The organism is Pseudomonas sp. D(2018) (genome assembly GCF_005502555.1).
GTDB lineage: Bacteria > Pseudomonadota > Gammaproteobacteria > Pseudomonadales > Pseudomonadaceae > Metapseudomonas > Metapseudomonas resinovorans.
Genome location: NZ_SCOK01000068.1, coordinates 1 through 24076 on the forward strand (window position 1 = coordinate 1; position 24076 = coordinate 24076).

18 protein-coding genes and 2 pseudogenes are annotated in these 24076 nt (G+C 63.9%); 11 read left to right on the forward strand and 9 right to left on the reverse strand.

The genetic code is table 11. The features are described from left to right. Nucleotides 1-470 (forward strand): annotated as a pseudogene (locus FFS60_RS25930) (pseudouridine synthase); the annotation flags it as partial. Nucleotides 471-561: 91 nt separating this feature from the next. On the opposite strand, the gene FFS60_RS25935 reads toward FFS60_RS25930, so the two are convergent. The 5 genes from FFS60_RS25935 to FFS60_RS25955 form a co-directional block, all read right to left on the reverse strand. Beyond that, nucleotides 562-1488, reverse strand: a complete 927-nt coding sequence (locus FFS60_RS25935) for a GGDEF domain-containing protein (protein ID WP_137823616.1) — start codon at nt 1486-1488, stop codon at nt 562-564. Nucleotides 1489-1727: 239 nt separating this feature from the next. After that, complete coding sequence (locus FFS60_RS25940; RefSeq protein ID WP_028626617.1) at nt 1728-2468, reverse strand: YciK family oxidoreductase; 741 nt, start codon at nt 2466-2468, stop codon at nt 1728-1730. Nucleotides 2469-2496: 28 nt separating this feature from the next. Then, nucleotides 2497-3177 (reverse strand): N-acetylmuramic acid 6-phosphate phosphatase MupP, encoded by a 681-nt coding sequence (gene mupP / locus FFS60_RS25945; RefSeq protein WP_171016582.1) that lies wholly within the window; start codon nt 3175-3177, stop codon nt 2497-2499. Then, nucleotides 3174-3872, reverse strand: coding sequence for a bifunctional 2-polyprenyl-6-hydroxyphenol methylase/3-demethylubiquinol 3-O-methyltransferase UbiG (ubiG, locus tag FFS60_RS25950; protein ID WP_028626619.1), 699 nt, complete (start codon nt 3870-3872; stop codon nt 3174-3176). Before ubiG ends, mupP begins: the two co-directional genes overlap by 4 nt. A 21-nt stretch (nt 3873-3893) precedes the next feature. After that, nucleotides 3894-5219, reverse strand: coding sequence for a TRZ/ATZ family hydrolase (locus FFS60_RS25955; protein ID WP_137823618.1), 1326 nt, complete (start codon nt 5217-5219; stop codon nt 3894-3896). Nucleotides 5220-5331: 112 nt separating this feature from the next. Here FFS60_RS25955 and mtnA point away from each other — a divergent pair, with 112 nt between their 5' ends. The 7 genes from mtnA to cmk all read left to right on the forward strand — a co-directional run bounded on the left by mtnA (nt 5332) and on the right by cmk (nt 15821). Further along, nucleotides 5332-6408 (forward strand): S-methyl-5-thioribose-1-phosphate isomerase, encoded by a 1077-nt coding sequence (gene mtnA, locus FFS60_RS25960; protein ID WP_028626621.1) that lies wholly within the window; start codon nt 5332-5334, stop codon nt 6406-6408. A gap of 243 nt (nt 6409-6651) precedes the next feature. Then, nucleotides 6652-9429, forward strand: coding sequence for a DNA gyrase subunit A (gene gyrA, locus FFS60_RS25965; protein WP_137823619.1), 2778 nt, complete (start codon nt 6652-6654; stop codon nt 9427-9429). A gap of 99 nt (nt 9430-9528) precedes the next feature. Further along, nucleotides 9529-10614 carry a 3-phosphoserine/phosphohydroxythreonine transaminase gene (gene serC, locus FFS60_RS25970; protein WP_137823620.1) on the forward strand — a complete coding sequence of 362 codons (1086 nt, stop codon included), beginning with the start codon at nt 9529-9531 and terminating at the stop codon, nt 10612-10614. 1 nt (nt 10615) lies between these two features. Beyond that, nucleotides 10616-11710 (forward strand): prephenate dehydratase, encoded by a 1095-nt coding sequence (gene pheA / locus FFS60_RS25975; protein ID WP_028626624.1) that lies wholly within the window; start codon nt 10616-10618, stop codon nt 11708-11710. A 79-nt stretch (nt 11711-11789) separates the two neighbouring features. Next, nucleotides 11790-12902, forward strand: coding sequence for a histidinol-phosphate transaminase (hisC, locus tag FFS60_RS25980; protein WP_137823621.1), 1113 nt, complete (start codon nt 11790-11792; stop codon nt 12900-12902). 4 nt (nt 12903-12906) lie between these two features. Beyond that, nucleotides 12907-15138, forward strand: coding sequence for a bifunctional prephenate dehydrogenase/3-phosphoshikimate 1-carboxyvinyltransferase (locus FFS60_RS25985; protein ID WP_036996729.1), 2232 nt, complete (start codon nt 12907-12909; stop codon nt 15136-15138). Further along, nucleotides 15135-15821, forward strand: a complete 687-nt coding sequence (gene cmk / locus FFS60_RS25990) for a (d)CMP kinase (protein WP_028626627.1) — start codon at nt 15135-15137, stop codon at nt 15819-15821. The genes FFS60_RS25985 and cmk overlap by 4 nt, the downstream gene beginning before the upstream one ends. 90 nt (nt 15822-15911) lie before the next feature. On the opposite strand, the gene FFS60_RS25995 is transcribed toward cmk, so the two are convergent. Beyond that, entirely contained in the window at nt 15912-16919 is a 1008-nt protein-coding gene (locus FFS60_RS25995; RefSeq protein WP_137823622.1) for a bile acid:sodium symporter family protein, read from the reverse strand. An 83-nt stretch (nt 16920-17002) separates the two neighbouring features. On the opposite strand from FFS60_RS25995, the gene FFS60_RS26000 reads away from it, so the two are divergent. Then, complete coding sequence (locus tag FFS60_RS26000) at nt 17003-17794, forward strand: helix-turn-helix transcriptional regulator (RefSeq protein WP_137823623.1); 792 nt, start codon at nt 17003-17005, stop codon at nt 17792-17794. Nucleotides 17795-18004: 210 nt separating this feature from the next. After that, nucleotides 18005-18841 carry an enoyl-CoA hydratase/isomerase family protein gene (locus FFS60_RS26005; RefSeq protein WP_171016583.1) on the forward strand — a complete coding sequence of 279 codons (837 nt, stop codon included), beginning with the start codon at nt 18005-18007 and terminating at the stop codon, nt 18839-18841. 443 nt (nt 18842-19284) lie between these two features. Here FFS60_RS26005 and FFS60_RS26010 read toward each other — a convergent pair whose 3' ends face one another. The 3 genes from FFS60_RS26010 to FFS60_RS26020 form a co-directional block, all read right to left on the reverse strand. Further along, complete coding sequence (locus FFS60_RS26010; RefSeq protein WP_137823625.1) at nt 19285-20952, reverse strand: DHA2 family efflux MFS transporter permease subunit; 1668 nt, start codon at nt 20950-20952, stop codon at nt 19285-19287. Further along, on the reverse strand, nt 20949-22046 hold the full coding sequence (locus FFS60_RS26015) for an HlyD family secretion protein (RefSeq protein ID WP_137823626.1): 1098 nt from the start codon (nt 22044-22046) through the stop codon (nt 20949-20951). The genes FFS60_RS26010 and FFS60_RS26015 overlap by 4 nt, the downstream gene beginning before the upstream one ends. Nucleotides 22047-22192: 146 nt before the next feature. Next, the gene (locus FFS60_RS26020) at nt 22193-22933 is read right to left on the reverse strand and encodes an SDR family oxidoreductase (RefSeq protein WP_028626631.1); all 741 of its coding nucleotides are present in this window, start codon (nt 22931-22933) and stop codon (nt 22193-22195) included. 258 nt (nt 22934-23191) lie between these two features. Here FFS60_RS26020 and FFS60_RS26025 point away from each other — a divergent pair. Beyond that, nucleotides 23192-23968: pseudogene (locus FFS60_RS26025) on the forward strand (winged helix-turn-helix domain-containing protein); the annotation flags it as partial. Nucleotides 23969-24076: the final 108 nt, after the last annotated feature.

The following is a 24076-nucleotide window of genomic DNA, read 5'->3' on the forward strand; positions in this document are numbered from 1 at the left end:
GCGAAGGTGGCGAGCGTCCGGCTCGTGGCCCGCGCAGCGAAGGTGGCGAGCGTCCGGCTCGTGGCCCGCGCAGTGAAGGTGGCGAGCGTCCGGCTCGTGGCCCGCGCAGTGAAGGTGGCGAGCGTCCGGCTCGTGGCCCGCGCAGCGAAGGTGGCGAGCGTCCGGCTCGTGGCCCGCGCAGCGAAGGCGGCGAGCGTCCGGCTCGTGGCCCGCGCAGTGAAGGTGGTGAGCGTCCGGCTCGCGGTCCTCGCCGTGACGGTGATGAACGTCCTGCCCGCGCTCCGCGTGGTACGCCGGTAGCTGATCGTCCGCGTGACGAGAACAAGAAGCGCCCGGCCAAGTCTCACGGTGAGCGTCCGGCCGTGGAGCTGGCGGACCGTCCGACTCGCAAGCCCCAGCGTCCGCCGCACAAGCGCAGCGGTCCGGCGGGTGGCGAAGGTCAGCGTCCGGGCTTCGGTCGCAAGCGCTGATTCAAGGCGGAATGAAGAAGGGGCTCTCATGAGCCCCTTTTTACTGTCTGCTTCTCTGTGCGAACTCGTTCGCGACTGGCTACAAGGTACCTCAGCCGGCCATGGAGAGGCGGTTGCGGCCTTCGCGCTTGGCCACGTAGAGCGCGTTGTCCGCACGGCGTAGCAAGCTCTCCACGGATTCCGCCGGCAGAAGCGTGGCGCAGCCGAGGCTGATCGAGAGGTCCAAGGGGTGACCCTGCACCAGGTATTGCAGTTCAAGGATGCCCAGGCGCAGGCGTTCACCTACCAGGGCGGCGGCTTCGCGGCAGGTGCCTGAGAGCAGTACGAGGAATTCCTCTCCGCCGAAGCGGAACACCATATCAACGTTGCGCAGGCGTGCCTTGAGCGTGTTGGCGACGGCTTTCAGGACTTCATCGCCGGTGCCATGGCCGTATTCGTCGTTGATGCGCTTGAAGTGATCAATGTCCAGCATCAGTACCGACAACGGCTGCAGATTGCGTCGGGCGAGGTCCACTTCACGCTGCAGGGTCTGCTCCATGGCGATGCGATTGCCCGTGTCGGTCAGCGGGTCGCGCAGGGCACTCTGGATCGCGGCACGGTAGAGCAGGGCGTTGCGCAGCGGAAAGAGCAAAGTGGCGAGCAGGGATTCCAGTTGGTTCAGTTCCTGTTCGTCGAAGCGCTGGTTGCGCCGGAAAATCAGTTCGCCCAGGTACTCACCTTCATGGGTCAGACGATAGCCGGCGGAGTGGCTGGAGCGGCTGCCGTACTCGAGGCGTAGGTCACTGCTCTGGTGCTGGTAAGCCAGGGCGTCGAGGGCAACCAGGCGCTGCACTTCGCTGAAGAACAGGCTGATGATGCGCTCCACCTCCAGGCTGGTCTGCAGTTGCAGATTCAGCTGGCGACGCAGCTCCGCCAGGCTGAGGGGGCGCAGCGTGGTCTGACGCTTACCGGAGAAACCGAGGCGCTGCAGCTTGGCGGCGTCAAAATCGATGGTGTTGGACTGTGTGGGAGGAACCATGGAGTTGAACCTCTGACGCAAATTGCGACGACACCAGGCATGGAGCTATTTTCGTGCCAGGAGTTCGTTGATTATAAAAAATCATTTAATTTCAATTGCTTAGCTGTTGTCTGTCGGCTTGCGAGGCAAGCCTTTGCCGGGTTAATGGCGAAACAGTGGCAATGTGATGCCGTTCACAGGGAGGGTCGCCGGAAATCTGGCGAAGGCTGCGGCGGTCGGATGACCGCCGCGGAGGGAAGTCATTGCGCGTCGAAAGCCTGGCCGTTCACACCAGCGCTGTCCGGCCCCATGAGATAGAGGTAGACCGGCATGATCTCGGCGGGTTCCGGATTGTTGTCAGGGTTTTCACCTGGATAGGCCTGGGCGCGCATATCAGTGCGCGTCGCGCCGGGGTTGATGCTGTTGGCACGTACGCTGGCGATGCCGTCCACTTCGTCGGCCAGGACCTGCATCAGGCCTTCGGTGGCGAACTTGGACACCGCATAGGCGCCCCAATAGGCCCGTCCTTTGCGGCCGACGCTACTGGAGGTGAAGATCACCGAGGCGTCCTTGGACAGCTTCAGAAGTGGCAGCAGGGTGCTGGTCAGCATGAACATGGCGTTGACGTTGACTTGCATGACGCGCATGAAGTTGTCGCCCGAGAGCTGCTCGATGGGGGTGCGGGGGCCAAGGATCGAGGCGTTGTGCAGCACGCCGTCGATGCGTCCGAACTCCGTCTCCAGGGTTGCTGCCAGTTCGTCGTACTGGTGCGGCTGGGCGGTTTCCAGGTTGAAGGGGATCACCGCGGGTTGCGGGTGGCCGGCGGCCTCGATCTCGTCGTAGACGGCGTTCAGGCTGGCCTCGGTCTTGCCCAGCAGCAGCACGGTGGCGCCGTGAGCGGCAAAGGTCTTGGCGGCCGCTGCGCCGATGCCGCGGCCGGCTCCGGTGATCAGAATGACCCGGTCCTTGAGCAAGTCGGGGCGGGCGGAATACTGGAACATGTGAATCTCCTTCGGGGCGCTGCCGGTGTCAGCAGCTGCACAGCGCGCGGTCGAGCACGGCGCGCAATTCGAGCGGGTGGTCGACTACTACATCGGCGCCCCAGTGGGCGGGGTTGTCGCTTGGGTGGATATAGCCGTAGCTGACCGCCGCAGTGCGGGTGCCGGCGGCGCGGCCGGACTCGATGTCGCGAAGGTCGTCACCGACGAAGAGCACACTGGCCGGGTCCAGGTTCAGCTTGCTGCAAGCCAGCAGCAGCATTTCCGGGTCCGGCTTGCTGTTCTTCACGTGATCGGGGCAGATCAGCACGGCGGAGCGTCCGGCCAGGCCGAGCTGCTCCATGATCGGCTCGGCGTAGCGTACCGGCTTGTTGGTCACTACGCCCCAGATCAGCTTGGCTTGCTCGATATCCGCCAGCAGTTCGTCGATGCCGTCGAAGGGGCGGGTGAGCACTGCGCAGTGGCTCTGGTAGCGCTCCAGGAACTCCAGGCGCAGGGGCTCGAGCTGCGGGTCTTCCGGGTCCATCTCGAAGGTGATGGCGACCATGGCGCGGGCGCCGCCGGAGACCACGTCGCGGATCAGCTTTTCGTCCAGGGGGGGCAGGCCGCGTTCGGTGCGCATGGCCTGGCAGATGGCGATGAAATCGGGCGCCGAGTCGAGCAGGGTGCCGTCCATATCGAAAAGTACCGCTTGAAGGCGCATGCCGGTCACTCCTCGCGCAGGGTCTGGATCATGTAGTTGACGTCGACGTCGCCTTCCAGCTTGTAGTGCTTGGTCAGCGGGTTGTAGGTCAGGCCGATGATGTCTTTCACCTGCAGGCCGGCGACGCGGCTCCAGGCGCCGAGCTCGGAGGGGCGGATGAATTTCTTGAAGTCGTGGGTGCCGCGCGGCAGCAGGCCCATGATGTACTCGGCGCCGACGATGGCGAAGAGGTAAGCCTTGGGGTTGCGGTTGATGGTGGAGAAGAACACCTGGCCGCCCGGCTTGACCAGGGTGTAGCAGGCGCGGATCACCGAAGCCGGATCGGGCACGTGCTCAAGCATTTCCATGCAGGTGACCACGTCGAACTGACCGGGCATCTCGGCGGCCAGGCCTTCAGCCGTGATGCGGCGGTATTCGACCGGCACGCCGGATTCCAGTTGGTGCAGTTGGGCGACCGCCAGCGGGGCTTCGCCCATGTCGATGCCGGTAACGGTGGCGCCACGCTGCGCCATCGATTCGCTGAGGATGCCGCCGCCGCACCCGACATCCAGCACCTTCTTGCCGGCCAGCTTGACGCGCTCGTCAATCCAGTTGACCCGCAGGGGGTTGATGTCGTGCAGGGGTTTGAACTCGCTCTCGCGGTCCCACCAGCGGTGGGCGAGGGCCTCGAACTTGGCGATTTCGACGTGATCGACGTTGGTCATGGGATGTCCTCGAAACAGAATTCAGCGGCCGGCGATGCGATCGCCCCAGGCGCGGGCAGTGGCGCCCAGGCGCTCTTCGTCCAGGCGCGTCAGGCGGCCGTCGTCCAGCAGTTGCCTGCCGTCGACCCAGAGGTGCCGCACCGAGTCGCGCCCGGTGGCATAGATAAGTTGGGAAACCGGGTCGTAGACCGGTTGCTGGGCGAGCCCGGAGAGGTCGAAGGCCACCACGTCGGCGGCTTTGCCTACTTCCAGGGAGCCAGTGTCCTGGTCGATTCCCAAGGCGCGTGCGCCGTTGAGGGTGGCCATGCGCAAGGCGCGATGGGCATCCAGGGCGCTGGCCGAGCCGGACACGGCCTTGGCCAGGAGGGCCGCAGTGCGGGTTTCGCCTAGCAGGTCCAGGTCATTGTTGCTGGCTGCGCCATCAGTGCCAACGGCGACATTAACGCCGGCCTGCCAGAGGCGTTCCACTGGGCAGAATCCGCTGGCCAGCTTGAGATTGGATTCCGGGCAGTGGATCACGTTGCTGTTGCTTTCCACCAGCAGGGCAATGTCCGCGTCATCTATCTGGGTCATGTGCACGGCCTGGAAGCGCGGGCCGAGAAGGCCGAGGCGTGCAAGGCGTGCCATCGGACGTTCGCCGCGCAGGTCCAGGCTTTGCTGGACCTCGAAGGCGGTTTCCTGGACATGCATATGAATGCCGGCGTCCAGTTCTTCGGCGAGTACGCGGATATCCTCGAGCTTGTCGTCACTGACGCTATAAGGTGCGTGGGGGCCGAAGGCGACCTTGATGCGCGGGTGGTGCTTGAGATCGCTGAACAGCTCGACGCCTCGACGGATTGCTTCGGCTGCGTCGACGGCGCCCGGGATGGGGAAGTCCAGCACCGGGATCGCCAGTTGGGCCTTGATTCCGGCGGTATGGATGGCAGAACTGGCCTGGGCCGGGAAGAAATACATGTCGGAGAAGCAACTGATGCCGCCCTTGATCTGCTCGGCCACGGCCAGTTCGGTACCGTCTCGGACAAATGTCTCATTGACCCACTTGGCCTCGGCGGGCCAGATGTGTTCCTGTAGCCAGGTCATCAGCGGCAGGTCGTCGGCCAACCCGCGGAACAGGGTCATCGCGGCATGGCCGTGGGCGTTGATCAGGCCGGGAGCCAGCAGCATGCCCGGCAGTTCGCGGCGCTCATGGGCGTTAGCGCGCAGCGCTACGTCTCTGGGTGCGAGCAGGGCGATACGACCGTCGCGAATGCCCAGCGCATGATCCCGCAGGACCACGCCGGCAGGCTCTACCGGAACTATCCAGGACGGGAGCAGTAGCAGATCGAGCGGGGCGTTGGGGCTGGGCATGGAGGCGCATCCTGGGCGCAAAATGAAGTGGCGGCAGTATACCCGAGCCAGATAGGCTCCGGCTCGCTATAATCTGCGGTTTTTCCGCGAGTTACGGGTGGCGAGGTGGGCGATGCGTGAACAACTGTTAGCAGCCGAGAAGGTGAAGGCCATCGACTGGCGTGACGGCGTGCTCCACCTGCTCGACCAGCGTTTGCTGCCGGCTGAAGAGGTCTGGCTGGCCTACGAATCCGCTGAAGGCGTGGCCCAGGCCATTCGCCAGATGGTGGTTCGCGGCGCGCCAGCCATTGGAATCAGTGCTGCCTACGGTGTCGTACTTGGCGCGCAGGCACGCATCGCAGCTGGTGGCGACTGGCGCGAGGCGCTGGAAGCCGACTTCAAGGTCCTGGCCGAGTCCCGGCCGACTGCGGTCAACCTCTTCTGGGCGCTGAACCGTATGCGTGAGCGCCTGGAGCGCGTGCGTGACGGCGAAACACCGCTGCAGGCGCTGGAGGCTGAGGCCATTTCCATTCATCTGAGCGATCGGGAAGCCAACCTGACCATGGCCCAGCTCGGTATGGAGCTGATTCGCAAGCACCAGGGGAGTCCCCAGGCGTTGCTGACCCATTGCAATACGGGGGCGCTGGCGACGGGCGGTTTCGGCACCGCCCTCGGGGTGATTCGTGCGGCCCACCTGGATGGCTTGGTGGAGCGGGTCTACGCCGATGAAACGCGTCCCTGGTTGCAGGGTGCGCGACTGACCGCCTGGGAGCTGGCCAACGAAGGTGTGCCGGTGAGTCTCAATGCAGACGCCGCCGCTGCTCACTTGATGAAGACTGCCGGCATTACCTGGGTCATCGTCGGTGCCGACCGCATCACCGCCAATGGAGATGTGGCCAACAAGATCGGCACCTACCAGTTGGCAGTCAACGCTATGCACCATGGCGTGCGCTTCATGGTGGTGGCACCCAGCTCCACCATTGATATGTCGCTGGAAAGCGGGGACGACATCCCGATCGAGGAGCGCGACGGTTCAGAGCTGCTGGATCTGGGCGGCCGCCGTATTGCTGCGGAAGTGCATGCGGTCAATCCGGTTTTCGATGTGACTCCAGCCGATCTGATTGATGCCATCGTGACCGAGAAGGGCGTGGTCGAGCGTCCTGATGCAGCCAAGATGGCTCAACTGATGTGCCGCAAGCGCCTGCATTGAGCCGTCGGTGCGACGTTTTCACCCTGCCGGCAGGCCGCCCGGCGGGGTAGGTGCAAGACGGTGACTATGGTAAGCTCCGGCAGTTATTGCCGCCCCTCCATTGAGGCGGCCCAATTGCACAGATCCTTGGCTTAACTCGTTGATTTGTCGTGAGTCGCTGCAGCATCAGGCCGCAGTGGCGAGCTTCGCGCCGCTCAGGACGAGCGGGGCGGAGTTTCATCAGAAAAAGGAACCAGGCTTCTCATGGGCGAACTGGCCAAAGAAATCCTCCCGGTCAATATCGAAGACGAGCTGAAACAGTCCTACCTCGACTACGCGATGAGCGTGATCGTCGGGCGCGCCCTGCCGGATGCGCGCGACGGTCTCAAGCCGGTGCACCGTCGCGTCCTCTTTGCGATGAGCGAGCTGGGCAACGACTGGAACAAACCCTACAAGAAGTCCGCCCGTGTGGTGGGTGACGTCATCGGTAAGTACCACCCGCACGGCGACACCGCGGTCTACGACACCATCGTTCGTATGGCCCAGCCGTTCTCGCTGCGCTACATGCTGGTGGATGGCCAGGGTAACTTCGGTTCGGTCGACGGCGACAACGCTGCGGCCATGCGATACACCGAAGTGCGCATGTCCAAACTGGCCCACGAACTCCTGGCCGACCTGGACAAGGAAACCGTGGACTGGGTGCCCAACTACGACGGCACCGAGCAAATCCCCGCGGTCATGCCGACCAAGGTCCCGAACCTGCTGGTCAACGGTTCCAGCGGTATCGCTGTGGGCATGGCGACCAACATCCCGCCGCACAACCTCAGCGAAGTCATCGACGGTTGCCTGGCGCTGATGGATAACTCCGAGCTCACGGTGGATGAGCTGATGCAGTACATCCCGGGCCCGGACTTCCCCACGGCAGGCATCATCAACGGCCGCGCCGGCATCATCGAGGCGTACCGCACCGGCCGTGGCCGCATCTATATACGTGCCCGCGCCGAAGTCGAGGACATGGAAAAGGGCGGCGGCCGCCAGCAGATCGTGGTCACCGAACTGCCCTACCAGCTGAACAAGGCGCGTCTGATCGAGAAGATCGCCGAGCTGGTCAAGGAGAAGAAGCTCGAAGGCATCACCGAACTGCGCGACGAATCCGACAAGGATGGCATGCGCGTGGTGATCGAGCTGCGCCGTGGCGAAGTGGGCGAGGTGATCCTCAACAACCTCTACGCCCAGACCCAGATGCAGAGCGTCTTCGGTATCAACGTCGTGGCCCTGGTGGATGGCCAGCCGCGCACGATGAACCTGAAGGACATGCTCGAAGTGTTCATCCGTCACCGCCGTGAAGTGGTGACCCGTCGTACCGTTTACGAACTGCGCAAGGCACGTGAACGCGGCCACATCCTCGAAGGCCAGGCAGTCGCCCTGTCCAACATCGACCCGGTGATCGAGCTGATCAAGAGCTCGCCGACTCCGGCCGAGGCCAAGGAACGCCTGATCGCTACCGCTTGGGAGTCCAGCGCGGTGGAAGCCATGGTCGAGCGCGCCGGTGCCGATTCCTGCCGTCCGGAAGACCTGGACCCGCAGTACGGCCTGCGCGAAGGCAAGTACTACTTATCCCCCGAACAGGCCCAGGCCATCCTGGAACTGCGCCTGCACCGCCTGACCGGCCTGGAGCATGAAAAGCTGCTGGCCGAGTACCAGGAAATCCTCACCCTGATCGGTGAGCTGATCCGCATCCTCACCAACCCTGAGCGCCTGATGGAAGTCATCCGCGAAGAGCTGGAGAAGGTGAAGGCCGAGTTCGGCGACGCCCGCCGTACCGAGATCGTCGCGTCCCAGGTGGACCTGACCATCGCCGACCTGATTACCGAAGAAGAACGCGTCGTCACCATTTCCCATGGCGGCTATGCAAAGTCCCAGCCGTTGGCCACCTACCAGGCCCAACGTCGTGGCGGCAAGGGCAAGTCGGCCACCGGCGTGAAGGACGAGGACTACATCGAACACCTGCTGGTCGCCAACAGCCACGCCACACTCCTGCTGTTCTCCAGCAAGGGCAAGGTGTACTGGTTGCGCACCTTCGAAATTCCGGAAGCCTCGCGTACCGCGCGTGGCCGTCCGCTGGTCAACCTGCTGCCGCTGGATGAGGGCGAGCGCATCACCGCCATGCTCCAGATCGACCTGGAAGCCCTGCAGCAGAGCGCAGGTGCCGAGGAAGACCTGGAAGAGAACGAAGGCGTGGTGATCGAAGGCGAAATCGTCGAAGCCGAAGGTGGCGACGACGAAGGCGCCGACCTCGACGACGAGCAGGACGAGCCCACCGGCGCCTACATCTTCATGGCTACCGCCTTCGGTACCGTGAAGAAGACCCCGCTGGTGCAGTTCAGCAAACCGCGTACCAGTGGCCTGATCGCCCTGAAACTGGAAGAGGGAGACACCCTGATCGCCGCTGCTATCACCGACGGCGCGAAGGAAGTCATGCTCTTCTCCGACGGCGGCAAGGTCATTCGCTTCAAGGAAAAATACGTCCGCACCATGGGTCGTACTGCCCGTGGCGTGCGCGGCATGCGCCTGCCGGAAGGCCAGAGCCTGATCTCCATGCTGATCCCGGAATCGGGCGCGCAGATCCTCTCTGCCTCCGAGCGTGGCTACGGCAAGCGTACCCCGCTGGAAGACTACCCGCGTCGCGGTCGTGGCGGCCAGGGCGTGATCGCCATGGTCACCAACGAGCGCAACGGCAAGCTGGTGGGCGCCGTACAGGTGCAGGACGGCGAAGAGATCATGCTGATTTCCGACCAGGGCACCCTGGTGCGTACCCGCGTGGACGAAGTCTCCAGCTCCAGCCGTAATACCCAGGGCGTCACCCTGATCAAGCTGGCCAAGGACGAGACCCTGGTCGGCCTGGAACGCGTCCAGGAGCCGTCTGGTGTCGACGAGGGCGAAGAGCTGGAGGAAGGCGAAGAGCAGACCGTTGACGTCTTGGCCGATGCCCAGGCGGATGACGTTCAGCAGGACGACGTTCCGCCGGCTGGCGACGAGTAATAGTTGTAGAAACGGGCAGGCCGTCAGCCGGCCTGTCCATTCGGTAGGTAACAATTGGCGGGGGCACCGGTGCCCCCGCGCTACCCAGTGAGAATGGATGTGAGCAAGCGAGCCTTTAACTTCTGCGCCGGCCCGGCCGCGCTTCCGGAAGCTGTTCTGCAACGCGCCCAGGCGGAACTCCTTGATTGGCAGGGCAAAGGCCTTTCCGTCATGGAAATGAGCCACCGCAGCGACGAGTATGTTGCCATTGCCGAAAAGGCCGAGCAGGACCTGCGCGACCTCCTGTCCATTCCCTCCAATTACAAGGTGCTGTTCCTCCAGGGCGGTGCCAGCCAGCAGTTCGCCGAGATTCCGCTGAACCTGCTGCCGGAAAACGGTGTCGCCGATTACGTCGAAACCGGCATCTGGTCGAAGAAAAGCATCGAAGAGGCCAGCCGCTTCGGCCGCGTCAACGTTGCTGCCAGTGCCAAGGGCTACGACTACTTCGCGATTCCCGGTCAGAACGAGTGGCAGCTGTCGAAAGACGCGGCCTACCTGCACTACGCCTCCAACGAAACCATCGGTGGCCTGCAGTTCGACTGGATTCCGGAAGTGGGCGACGTGCCCCTGGTCGTGGACATGTCCTCGGACATCCTGTCCCGCCCGCTGGACGTTTCCCGCTTCGGCCTGATCTACGCTGGTGCCCAGAAGAACATCGGCCCCAGCGGCCTGGTCGTGGTCATCGTCCGTGAGGACCTGCTCGGACGGGCCCGCGCCAGTTGCCCGACCATGCTCAACTACAAAGTCGCCGCCGATAACGGCTCCATGTACAACACCCCGGCCACCTTCTCCTGGTACCTCTCGGGCCTCGTCTTCGAGTGGCTGAAGGAGCAGGGCGGCGTCGAGGCCATGGAGCAGCGCAACAAGGCGAAGAAGGAATTGCTCTACGGCTACATCGACAAGAGCGATTTCTACACCAACCCGATCGCCCACAATGCCCGCTCCTGGATGAACGTTCCGTTCCGCCTTGCAGACGAGCGCCTGGACAAGGACTTCCTCGTCGGCGCCGACGCCCGTGGCCTGCTGAACCTCAAAGGTCACCGTTCGGTAGGCGGTATGCGCGCCTCCATCTACAACGCCGTCGGCCTCGATGCGGTCGAAGCCCTGGTGGCCTATATGACGGAGTTCGAGAAGGAGCGCGGCTGATATGTCGGAGCAAGAACTCAAGGCACTGCGCCTGCGCATCGACAGTCTCGACGAGAAGATCCTCGATCTGATCAGCGAGCGCGCTCGCTGCGCCCAGGACGTCGCTCGCGTGAAAATGGCCTCCCTGCCGGAAGGCGAGAAGCCGGTCTTCTACCGTCCAGAGCGCGAGGCCTGGGTCCTCAAGCACATCATGGATCGCAACCAGGGCCCGCTGGACAACGAAGAGATGGCGCGGCTGTTCCGCGAAATCATGTCTTCCTGCCTGGCCCTGGAGCAGCCGCTCAAGGTCGCCTACCTCGGTCCGGAAGGCACTTTCACCCAGGCCGCGGCGCTCAAGCATTTCGGCCACGCGGTGATCAGCTCGCCGATGGCCGCCATCGACGAAGTGTTCCGCGAAGTGGCCGCCGGCGCGGTCAACTTTGGCGTGGTACCGGTAGAGAACTCCACCGAGGGCGCGGTGAACCACACCCTCGACAGCTTCCTCGAACACGACATGGTGATCTGTGGCGAGGTGGAGTTGCGTATCCACCACCACCTGCTGGTGGGCGAAAGCACCAAGACCGACAACATCACCCGCATCTACTCCCACGCTCAGTCCCTGGCGCAGTGCCGCAAGTGGCTGGACGCCCATTACCCGAATGTCGAGCGCGTGGCGGTTTCCAGCAACGCCGACGCTGCCAAGCGGGTGAAGAGCGAGTGGAACTCGGCCGCCATTGCCGGTGACATGGCGGCCAGCCTCTACGGCCTGACCAAGCTCTGCGAAAAGATCGAGGACCGCCCGGACAACTCCACGCGCTTCCTTATCATCGGCAGCCAGGAAGTGCCGCCCACCGGCGACGACAAGACGTCGATCATCGTCTCCATGCGCAACAAGCCGGGCGCCCTGCACGAGCTCCTGGTGCCGTTCCACAACAACGGCATTGACCTGACCCGCATCGAGACCCGCCCGTCCCGCAGTGGCAAGTGGACCTACGTGTTCTTCATCGACTTCGTAGGCCACCACCGTGATCCGCTGATCAAGGACGTGCTGGAGAAGATCAACCAGGAAGCCGTTGCCCTGAAGGTGCTGGGTTCCTACCCCAAAGCGGTGCTTTGAATTAGCGACGGGCCGTCGCGCTCCAGCCAGGGTTGGGGCGCGCTACGGCGGCCCCTAGCCCGTAGTTGAGGCTGAATCCATGAGCTGTGACTTCCTCGCCCTTGCCCAACCGGGCGTGCAGAAACTTTCGCCCTACGTACCCGGCAAGCCGGTGGATGAACTGGCCCGCGAGCTGGACCTCGACCCGGCCGGCATCGTCAAACTGGCCAGTAACGAGAACCCCCTCGGCCCAAGCCCCAAGGCCCTGGACGCCATTCGCGCCGAACTGGCCGAGCTGACCCGGTACCCGGACGGCAATGGTTTCGAGCTCAAGCGCCGTCTGGCCGAGCGCTGTGGCGTTACCCCGGCCCAGGTCACCCTGGGCAACGGCTCCAATGACATCCTCGACCTCGTCGCCCGTGCCTACCTGGCTCCCGGCCTGAACGCCGTGTTCAGCGAGCACGCCTTCGCCGTCTACCCCATCGCCACCCAGGCCGTGGGCGCTACCGGCAAAGTGGTTCCAGCGGTGAACTACGGCCACGACCTGCCGGCCATGCTGGCCGCCATCGATGCCAACACGCGCGTCGTGTTCATCGCCAATCCGAACAACCCCACCGGGACCTGGTTCGGCCCCCAGGCCCTGGAAGACTTCCTCGTCAAGGTCCCGGAGAGCGTGCTGGTCGTGCTGGACGAGGCCTACATCGAGTACGCCGAAGGCGAAGAGCTGCCTGATGGCCTGAACTACCTGGCCCGTTATCCGAACCTGCTGGTCTCCCGCACCTTCTCCAAGGCCTACGGCCTCGCCTCGTTGCGTGTGGGCTACGGCCTGTCCAGTGCCCAGGTGGCCGACGTGCTGAACCGCGTGCGCCAGCCATTCAATGTCAACAGCCTGGCCCTGGCTGCCGCTTGCGCTGCGCTGGACGATGCCGACTACCTGGCCGAGAGCCGCCGCGTCAACGATGCCGGCATGGCCCAGCTGGAAGAAGGCTTCCGCGCCCTGGGGTTGTCCTGGATTCCCTCCAAGGGCAACTTCATCGCTGTCGACTTCGGCTGCGACGCCGCCCCGATCAACCAGGCCATGCTGCGCGAAGGCGTGATCCTGCGTCCGGTGAGCGGCTACGGCATGCCGACCTTCCTGCGCGTCTCCATCGGCCTGCCGGCAGAGAACGCCCGTTGCCTGGAGGCACTGGCCAAGGTGCTCGGCCGTGGCTGATGTCATGACCCTGAAACAGGGCGCCCCTATCTTCGGGCGCCTGGTGGTGATCGGCCTCGGCCTGATCGGTGGTTCCTTCTCCAAGGGGCTGCGCGAGAAGGGCCTGTTCGCCGAAGTGGTGGGCGTGGACAAGGACCAGGAGTCCTGCCGCATTGCCGTCGAAACCGGCGTGGTCGACCGTTGCGAGAGTGACCTCGCTGCGGCCTGCCGCGGTGCCGACGTTATCCAGCTCGCGGTTCCCATCCTCGCCATGGAAAAGCTCCTCGCTGAACTGGCTTCCCTCGATCTGGGCGACGCTGTGCTGACCGATGTCGGCAGCGCCAAGGGCAATGTGGTGCGCGCGGTGCGTCGGGTTTTCGACGGCATGCCGGCGCGCTTCGTGCCCGGCCACCCGATCGCCGGTTCCGAGAAGAGTGGGGTGGAAGCGGCCAACGCCGGCCTGTTCCGTCGTCACAAGGTCATCCTTACGCCGGTGGAAAACACCGATCCATCCGCCTTGCAGTGCGTCGACCAGCTCTGGCGCGCCCTCGGCGCTGACGTTGAACACATGGAGGTCGAGCACCACGACGAGGTGCTCGCCGCGACCAGCCACCTGCCGCACCTGCTGGCATTCGGTCTGGTCGACTCGCTGGCCAAGCGCAGCGAGAATCTGGAAATCTTCCGATATGCCGCCGGTGGCTTCCGCGACTTCACGCGGATTGCCGGCAGCGACCCGGTGATGTGGCACGACATCTTCCTCGCCAACCGCGACGCCGTGCTACGCATCCTGGACGCATTTCGCGCCGACCTCGACGCCCTGCGCGGCGCGGTCGACGCAGGGGATGGGCATGAACTGCTGGGCGTGTTCACCCGCGCCCGCTTCGCCCGCGAGCATTTCAGCAAAATCCTGGCCCGCAGGGCCTATGTGGACGCCATGCACAACAACGATCTGATTTACCTGGCGCAGCCGGGTGGCAAACTCGCCGGCCGTATCCGCGTACCGGGCGACAAATCCATTTCCCACCGCTCCATCATGCTCGGCTCCCTGGCCGAAGGCACCACAGAAGTCGAAGGCTTCCTCGAGGGCGAAGACGCCCTGGCAACCCTGCAAGCCTTCCGCGACATGGGCGTGGTCATCGAAGGGCCGCACCACGGCCGCGTGACCATCCACGGTGTCGGCCTGCACGGCCTGAAGCCGCCGCCCGGCCCGCTCTATCTGGGTAACTCGGGTACCTCCATGCGCCTGCTCAGCGGCCTGCTGGCAGCGCAGCCGTTCGACACCACCCTGACCGGCGACGCCTCGCTGTCCAAGCGTCCGATGAATCGCGTGGCCAAGCCGCTGCGCGAAATGGGCGCTGTGATCGAGACTGGCGCCGAAGGCCGCCCGCCGCTGACCATCCGTGGCGGCCAGCGCCTCACTGGCATGAACTACGAAATGCCCATGGCCAGCGCCCAGGTGAAATCCTGCCTGCTGCTCGCCGGTCTCTACGCCGCCGGTGAAACCGCGGTCACCGAACCGGCACCGACTCGCGACCACACCGAGCGCATGTTGCAAGGCTTCGGCTACCCGGTGAAGGTGGACGGCAACACCGCCACCGTCGAGAGCGGCCACAAGCTTTCCGCTTCCCGCATCGAAGTGCCCGCCGACATCTCCTCGGCAGCCTTCTTCCTGGTCGCCGCCAGCATTGCCGAAGGCTCCGAACTGGTACTGGAACACGTTGGCATCAACCCGACCCGTACCGGCGTGATCGACATCCTCAAGCTGATGGGCGGCGACATCACCCTGGAAAACCAGCGTGAAGTGGGCGGAGAGCCTGTAGCCGATATCCGTGTGCGCGCAGCCAAGCTGAAGGGCATCGACATCCCTGAAGACCTGGTGCCGCTGGCCATCGACGAATTCCCCGTACTCTTCGTCGCGGCTGCCTGTGCCGAAGGCCGTACCGTGCTGCGTGGCGCGGAAGAACTGCGGGTGAAGGAATCCGACCGCATCCAGGTCATGGCCGACGGCCTGCAGGCCCTGGGTGTGAAGGCCGAGCCGACTCCGGACGGCATCGTCATCGAAGGCGGTGTCATGGGCGGCGGAGAAGTCTGGAGCCACGGCGATCACCGTATTGCCATGTCCTTCAGCGTGGCGTCGCTGCGTGCCAGCGCGCCGATCCGCATCCATGACTGCGCCAACGTCGCCACCTCCTTCCCAAATTTCCTCGGTCTCGCGACCCAGTCCGGCATCCGCGTAGCGGAAGAGGGCAAGGCATGAACGCCAACCTGCCCGTAATCGCCATTGACGGGCCCAGCGGCTCCGGCAAGGGCACCGTAGCTGGCCTCCTGGCCAAGCGCCTGGGCTGGCGCCTGCTGGATTCCGGTGCGCTGTATCGCCTGCTGGCATTCGCCGCGCGCAATCACGGGGTCGACCTGACCAACGAGGAATCCCTCAAGGTCCTGGCCGCTCACCTGGACGTGCAGTTCAACGCCAAGACCGGTGGTGGCCAGAGCATCATCCTGGAAGGCGAAGACGTCACCGACATCATCCGCTCCGAGCAGGTGGGCGCCGGCGCCTCCCAGGTCGCTGCACTGCCCGCCGTGCGCGAAGCGCTGCTGCAGCGCCAGCGTGCCTTCCTCGAACCCCCCGGCCTGGTGGCCGATGGTCGCGACATGGGCACCGTGGTCTTCCCCCAGGCGCAGCTGAAGATCTTCCTCACCGCCAGCGCTGAAGAGCGTGCCCGTCGCCGCTACCTGCAGCTCAAGGGCAAGGGCATGGAGGCCGACCTGAGCGCTCTGCTGAAGGAAATCCAGGACCGCGACGAACGCGACAGCCAGCGCTCCGTCGCCCCGCTGAAGCCGGCTCCGGATGCGATCATCCTCGACTCCACCAGCCTCAGCATCGAGGAGGTGCAAGGCAAGATCCTCGAAGCCTTCGCTGCCCTTGGCCTGGACGACTGAGCCCCAGCTGATGCAAAAACGCCGCAGTCATCGACTGCGGCGTTTCTGTTTGTGGGGCAAGGCCATGGAGATGAGTACCTCGGCGATGCTTTACGGCCTGGCTGAAGCGTCAGCCGGGGAAGTGAGAGGGGCCAGTTCCGGCCGCTGTGCATAGCGCTGCGCCAGTACGGCACAGACCATCAGCTGGATCTGATGAAACAGCATCAGCGGAAGAATGAGTACGCCGATGCTGCTCCCGGCGAACAGCACCTGCGCCATGGGAACGCCAGTGGCGAGGCTTTTCTTCGAGCCGGCGAAGAGAATGGTGATGCGGTCTTCGAGGTCGAAGCCCAACCATTTACCCAGCAGATGGACGATCAGCAAAACCAACGCCAGCAGCAAGCAGCACCCGGCCACCACGCCCAGCAGCTTCAGGGCCGGAACCTGCTGCCAGAGTCCGCCGATCACCGCTGCACTGAATGCGGTGTAGACCACCAGCAGGATGCTTCCCTGGTCGACGTTCTTCAGCCACCCCTTGTTGCGGGTCACCCAGTTGCCGATCCAGCGGCGGGCGAATTGGCCGGCAATGAAGGGCAACAGCAGCTGGATGCTGATCTTGCGGATAGCCTCGACAGTCGAACCCCCATCTCCGTGAACACCCATCAGCAAGGCGACCAGCACGGGCGTGATGAAAATGCCAATCAGACTGGAAGCGGCGGCACTGCAGACTGCCGCCGGGAGATTGCCGCGCGCCAGTGAGGTGAAGGCAATGGCCGATTGCACGGTGGCGGGCAGGGCGCAGAGATAGAGGAATCCCGCGTAGAGCTCGGTTCCCACCAAGGGCAGAAGCACCGGTTTCAGGGCCAGGCCCAGCAACGGGAACAGGCCGAAGGTGCAAGTGAATACCAGGAGGTGCAGGCGCCAGTGGCCGGCGCCGGCGATCACGGCCTCGCGGGACAGCTTGGCGCCGTGCAGGAAAAAGAGCAGGCCGATGGCGATATTGGTGATCCAGCTGAACGCCACTGCCACCTGGCCTTGAGCGGGTAGAAGGGTGGCGGTAGCGACGACGGCGATCAGCGTGAGGGTGAAGTTGTCCGGAAGGAAACGCGAGCGGGCCATGGTGTGAGTCCGATTATTGTCATTGAGGCTCGGGATACTCTAGCCTTGGTCAGGTATGCCGACTAACGCGATAGGGGCAAGAAATGCCTGCAAACGGACAGGGTGTGTGGCCCGAGCGGCAGGTCCCACGACTCGAAAAACTGCCTCGCCCGCTATTCGCCCGCAATGAGTCGCTGGAGAACGCGGTGGGGACGCCGCGCCATACCCATGCCTGGGTGCAACTGTCCTATGCCATTCGCGGGGTGCTGCATGTGCACACCGCTGAAGGGAGCTTCGTCGCGCCGCCGCAGCGTGCAGTGTGGATACCGGCGGGCGCGGAGCACGAAGTGTTCAGCTCCCCGCATACGGAAATGCGCAGCCTGTACCTGGACGCCGCAGTCACTGGCAGCGGGCTCGACAGCTGCCGGGTGATCGAGATCGACGCCCTTACGCGAGAGCTGATCCGGCGCTTCTGCGAACTGCCAGTGGAATATGACGAGGACGGCCCCGACGGTCGGTTGGCGCAGGTCCTGCTGGATCAGCTGTTGGTGGCCCGCGAGGTCAGCTTGTCCTTGCCGTTACCCAGTGACCCTCGGTTGCTGCGGCTGTGCCGGGCGCTGCAGGAAGCCCCTGACGACGCCCGGACGCTATTGCAATGGAGCGAGGATATCGGTGCCTCGGAAAAGACCCTGCGGCGGTTGTTCCTGCGTGAAACCGGCCTGACTTTCCGCGTCTGGCGCCAGCGGCTGCGGCTGCATGGCTCGCTGGAAGCGCTGGAGCAGGGGCAGCGAGTCACTGAAGTCGCGCTGGCCTGTGGTTACGATTCCACCTCTGCCTTCATCGCGGCATTCCGACAGCACTTCGGCGTGACGCCGGGGGACTTCTTCCAGTCCTGAACCGGGCATCGATTGTGTGTGGTCCCGGCCGCATTCCTTTTCTCTCCTGCCGACCCCCATTCCACTTCCCCAAGGGCCGACCGACACAACGCCTGGCAGGGCAATTCGGTGTGCGTCACTGTGAGTCCCCGGCATTCTTTCAATCAATGATGCTTGAGCGCACGGGGCGCCCTTCACATAGTGGGGGCGACCACAATCGGGAGAAAGGCGTTGAGCGATTACCAGAGCTTCACCCGCGAAGATCACGATGGCGTTGCCGTGGTGCGTTTCGATCATCCACCGATCAATCTGGTCGATCGCACCATGGTGATCGACCTGCTGCACCTGGCGAAGAGCCTGGAGGGTGACGTTCAGACCAAAGTGGTGATCTTTCGCAGCGATAATCCCGAGTTCTTCCTGGCTCACTATGACCTGGGCAGCCAACTGGATGCCGCGCCGATGGCCTTGCCACCCGGCGTGGCCAGCCCCCTGAGTGGGCTCTTCAGCCGTTTCAGTCGCCTTCCGCAGGTCACCATCGGCGAGCTGCGCGGGCGCGCCCGTGGGGCGGGAAGTGAGTTCCTCCTGGCGCTGGATATGCGGTTTGCTGCTGAAGAAACCGCCGTACTGGGGCAGCCGGAAATCGGCGTGGGGCTATTGCCTGGCGCCGGTGGCACGGTGCGGTTGACTCAAATGCTGGGTAGGGCTCGGGCGCTGGAAGTCTGTCTGGGCGGTGACGACTTCGATGCCAGGCTGGCGGAGCGTTATGGCTGGATCAACCGTGCGTTGCCAGGTGAACAGCTCGGTTCGTTCTGCGATGCACTGGCCCGTCGCATCGCGGGCTTCCCGGCCGGCGGAATCTCCAACGTCAAAGCAGTCGTGGAGCGTGTCAGCAGTGCCGACGACGATGCGCTGGTAGACGAGTCGCAGCGCTTCGTGGCTGACATGCAGGCCCCGGAAACCGTTGAGCGGGTCCGCTGGATGCTGGCGCAAGGCGGCCAGACCCAAGGCGTGATGGAGCGTGAACTGGGCGCCCTTTTAGGGCGTTACCCACTCCCCTTGAACGAATGATCGGGTCTGTGGCCCGAATGGAATAACGGAATGGCTTTACCGCGATTGCGACATGCCATGCTCCAGACCGCCGCAGGATGGTCTGAGCCTGTGACTCCCATCAATCGGCGGTAGGGGCGTCACTTCACTCGCGAAACGCTGCCCGTCCCGTCCTACGAACTAGAATTTCAGTAAGGCTCCGCGGAGAAGGGCCCCTGGCCGTCGTAGCGGTTTCCCCATCCGCGATTGTTCGCGAAGCTTCGGCGGCCCCTTTTAGGGGCGTGAGACATTTCTCCTTCCTGATCACTTGGGGTTGATGCCAGCCGCTTTTTCAGTCCGACAAGCGCGGTATTCCCCGCCGAACGACCGGACGTGATCACCAGGATGGATTGCTCATATCCGCTCTGAGCCGGTTCCAACCGCTCAACAGTCGCGCCGTGCGCGTCCTGTCATCGTGCCAGCTATCAGCGGGGCTCGAACGACCGGAAGGACGCGCAAGGCGTATCCGTTCCAGAGCTGATTGGCGTGGGTTGCCTCACGGCCATGGTTCGCGCAGCGCGCACTTTCGCGTAGCGCGCGAGCCCGACCTTGATGCCGATCAGCAGGGGAGCGGCGATGACAAACAGCAAGGCAACTGCGTTGAACGCTGTGTCGAAGGCAATCACCGTGGATTGGCTCGACACGGCCCGGCCTAGAAGGCTCGTCGCCGCCCGGCCTGCGGCTACTGCATCCATCCCTCTCTCCGTCAGCATGGCGGTCGTGCTTGTCAGGCGCTCGATGACCGCGCTCCCTCCTGCGGTGACGTTCGCGCCGAGGATCACGCCATTGGCGACGACGTTATGGTCGATCAGCGTCTGCAGTGCGGCCACCCCCATAAGGCCGCCAAGCTGGCGCCCCGTATTGAAGAGTCCGATTCCGCAGGCGAGGTTTCGGCTGTCGAGGTTGCTGAAAGCGATCAGGGTGATCGAGAGAAACAGGAAGCCCAGGCCCAGGCCGCGCAAGAGGATGGCGGCCATCATGTCGTCCGTGCCGCTTTCGCTGGTCGAACCGGACAGCATCCACATTGCAACCATGATCATCAGGATTCCAAAGGGCACCGTGGCGAACGGCGGGACCCGGCGCACCTGCATGAGAAAGGCAGAAATGAGGAGCGCGCCGATGAAAAACGCGCCACTCGGCAACAAGAGCTGGCCAGCATCGGTAGGCGTGAACGCGAGGACTGACAGGGCGAATGTTGGAATCAGGAACGCACTCCCGAACAAGGCGGCGCCAGCGACGAAACTGACGATGAAGGCGAAGGAAAAATCGTCCGATCTGAACAGGGTGAAGTCGAGCAGTCCCTTGCCGCTGGCCAACACTTGCTGGCCGAGAAATGCCAGCAGAGCCGCTGTGCCTATCGCCGTCAGCCATAGGATGTGAGGCTCCTCGAACCAGTCCCATCGACTGCCCTGGCTGAAGACGTAGGTGAAACAGAACAGGGTGGCCGCGATCAGTGAGAAACCGATCCAGTCGAACGGACGGCGCCGGATACTGGTGGGCATCGGGCAGTCGGCGATCAGCAATAGTCCGGCAGCCGCCAGGGCAACCGGCACAATGCTGAAAAAGATCCACGTCCAGGATTGGCTATCGATCAACCACCCTTGAAGCGCTGGTGCAATAGTCGCTGGCGCGACAACGGCCCCCATGGCAAACAGGGCCTGCAGGGTTGGCTGATGGGCACGCGGGTAGGCGAGGAAAAGGATCGTCTGGCCGGCAACCAGCAGGGTGCCGCCGCTGAAGCCCTGCATGATGCGAAGCGCGACCAGCAGGTCCAACCGAGCGGTGATGGCGGCAATGCCACACGCGAGGCCCATGAGCAGGGTGGAGGCGATCATCACGTTACGCGGAGTGAAACGGTTCAACAGCCAGTGAGCGGTCATGAACCCGACAAGCTTGAGCGCGGTGTAGCCGACATCCAGCCACGCGAACTCATCAGGCGTTGCATAGGTGTCGCCGATGATGTCGCTTCGCCCGAGCGACAGAACGGTGCTGGCGATCGCTTCCGTCAGCGTGGCAATCAAAATGCCCGCAATGAGCAGGACTCCGGTCGTCGACCGGCTGTCGTTCGGTGTCGTGAAAGCAACGCTGGTCATGAGCCGCTCCCGCCTGCAACTTCGACGCGTGCGGACAAGCCAGGCACGATGCGCCCCGGCAACGGATTGTCGGCAAAGCGGATCTTTACCGGAACGCGCTGCACGACGCGGACGAAGTTACCTGTTGCGTTGTCTGCGGGAAGCAAGCTGAACGCCGACCCACTCCCAGGCGCAAAGCTGTCGACCACACCTTCGAGTACCCCGCTCGGGTATCCGTCGATGGTGATGCGCACACTCTGGCCGGGCCGGATATGTTCGAGTTGCGTTTCCTTGAAGTTCGCCACGACCCACACATCATTGACCGGCACGATATCGAGCAACGACACGCCCGGCGTCACGAAGCGGCCGATGCGGACCTGGCGGTTACCGATAACGCCATCGATAGGCGCACGGACCACGGTGCTCTCGAGATCGATCTGGGCGAGATCGCGCGCGGCCAGTGCCTGTGTCACGGCAGCAACGGCAGCCTCCCGCTGGGCCACCAGGACGACGATGCGTTGCTGCTCCGCCTCTACCGTTGCGGAAGCGGCCGATACGCTGGCCTCGGCGCGCGATCGCGCCGCGTCGCTTTCATCGACGAGCGCTTGGCTGACCGCGTTGCTGCGGATGAGTTTTCGGCTGCGATCGTGAGTCTTGATCGCCAGATTCATCTCGGCCACGGCCGATCGTTTCTGCGCCTCGGCCTGTCGAATCAGGGCACGTTGGAGCTGGGCTTCCGCATCGACATTGGTCAGGCGAGCCTGGGCAGCTATGACATTCGCCGTTGCTTGCGCAAGCCGTGCGCGGTAGTCCCGATCGTCGATCCGGAACAGGACGTCACCCGCCTGGACGGTCTGGTTGTCCGCGACCTCTACCGCGGTGACATAGCCGGCCACCTTGGCGGCGAGCGAGGTGACGTCGCCGCGGACATACGCGTTGTCGGTCGAGGTCGCGCCGCTGGAACGGGCCATGGCCCATCCGGCCACCACGACCACCACGGCGCCGACGCACAGCAGCACGCCGATCGTCTTTCTCTTGTTTTGGCGCGCCGCGGCGACACCGATCTCGGAGTTTGCGCTGGTGGCAACGGCGACTTTGTCCTCGAGCGATTTCATTTTCCTGTTTCCTGTCAATTGCCGATGCCCGGCAGCAGGGCGGCAGCAGCCTGCCGCCGGGCTGTCGAACGTCGATCAGGGCGTTGATCGGATCACTTCGTCGGGTTGATTCGTACGCGGGAGTCTCAGCGGCCCGCTTGGGCTGTCTACCGGCCGAGCCAGTCCTCGAAGCGAATCGCGCCGAGGCGCGGGTTCTTGCCGGGGGTCAGCGATTGATCGTCGAGAATGGAGCCGAAGTAACGGGCGCGCACGTCCGGCACGACCTTGCTCGTGTCCTGCGATGCCCGCAGGAAGCGCCGGATCAGTTCGTCGAGCGGCATGGCCTCGGGCCCGGCGACTTCGACCGAGCCATTGACCGGCGTTTCGAGCACGACATCGGCGAGCGTTGCCGCCACGTCGTCCGACGCCACCGGCTGGATCAGCGCCGGCGACAGGTGAAGCTCCTCGCCGACGATGGCCGACTGCGCAATGCCGCCGACAAACTCGAAGAACTGCGTGGCATGCAGGATGGTGTAAGGAATGCCGGACGCCTTGATCAGGTTCTCCTGCGCGACCTTTGCTCGGAAATAGCCGCTTTCAGGAAGCCGTTCGCTCCCGACGATCGAGAGCGCAACATGATGGCGAACACCCGCGGCCGCTTCGGCAGCCAGCAAATTACGACTCGACGTTTCGAAGAAATCGAGGACGGCCTGGTCCTCCCACGACGGCGCGTTCGCCACGTCGACGACGATCTCGGCGCCCTCCATCGCGTGGGCCAGGCCCGCGCCGGTGAAACTGTTCACGCCCGTGCTGGGGGCGGCTGCGAGTACGTCATGGCCGCGCTCGCGAAGGTTCTTCACAACTTTCGATCCGATGAGGCCGGTGCCTCCAATGACGACGATCTTCATGGGGTCTCTCCGCTTCTCGACGGCAACCATTGCTGTCGGTGTAGAGATAGGGTGCCTGCACCCCCCCTGGGAAGTCCTTGTGCCGGCCTTGAGTTTCCCGTTGGAGAAGCTTGGTTTTTTGTCCAGAACCCACTGCTGGAGCGGCATCCGTCTTGGACGGTGCGGCTTGCCAAGCCCTGCCGTATCATCCATTGCAGAGACCAACCAGCAGTCGCCTCGGACAGGAAAGCCAGGGCACTCGTCCAGGGGATACTGACGTTGCAATTCGCGTTTGGAGACTACGTGCTCGATCAGGAGCGCCGGGAATTGACCCGGCGCGGGCAAGTCGTGGCAGTCGGGCCACAGGTCTTCGATCTGTTGCTGCAACTGGTCAGAAGCCGCGATCGCGTGGTCAGCAAGGATGACCTGCTGGAGGCCGTGTGGGGCGGCCGGATCGTCTCGGAATCGACGATCACCAGCCACATCAATGCGGTTCGCAAGGCCATCGGCGATACCGGCGAGGAACAGCGCCTCGTTCGGACAGTCGCCCGCAAGGGCTACCGCTTCGTCGGCGAGATCAGGGCCAGCTAGACCGGGGAAACGCGACAACCCGACCGGCCAGGCGGCGGCGAACTCGCGCCCGTCGACCCCCAGGAAACGCCTCCCTCCGCGCTTGTCCTCCCGGACAAACCCTCCATCACCGTCTTGCCCTTCCAGAACCTGAGTGGCGATCCGGAGCAGGATTATTTCGCCGACGGCGTGGTGGAGGACATCATCGGCGCCCTGTCACGTATCCGCTGGTTGTTCGTCATCGCGCGCAATTCGAGCTTCACCTACAAGGGCCGGGCAGTGGACGTTATGGACGTCGGCCAGGAGCTCGGTGTGCGTTACGTGCTGGAAGGTAGCGTGCGCAAGTCCGGGAACAAGGTGCGCATCACCGGACAACTGATCGACGCGACGACCGGGACACATATCTGGGCGGAGCGCTTCGAGGGAACGCTCCACGACATCTTCGAACTGCAGGATCAAATCGCCGAAAGCGTCGTTGGCGTGTTGCCGCTGACCGAAAACTGACCCAGTAAAGCCCGTTGTGCTGACTGAAAACTGACCCAGGTGTTCCACTGCCCCTGCTCAATTTTTGAGCAGGAGAACACAGGGGTGATC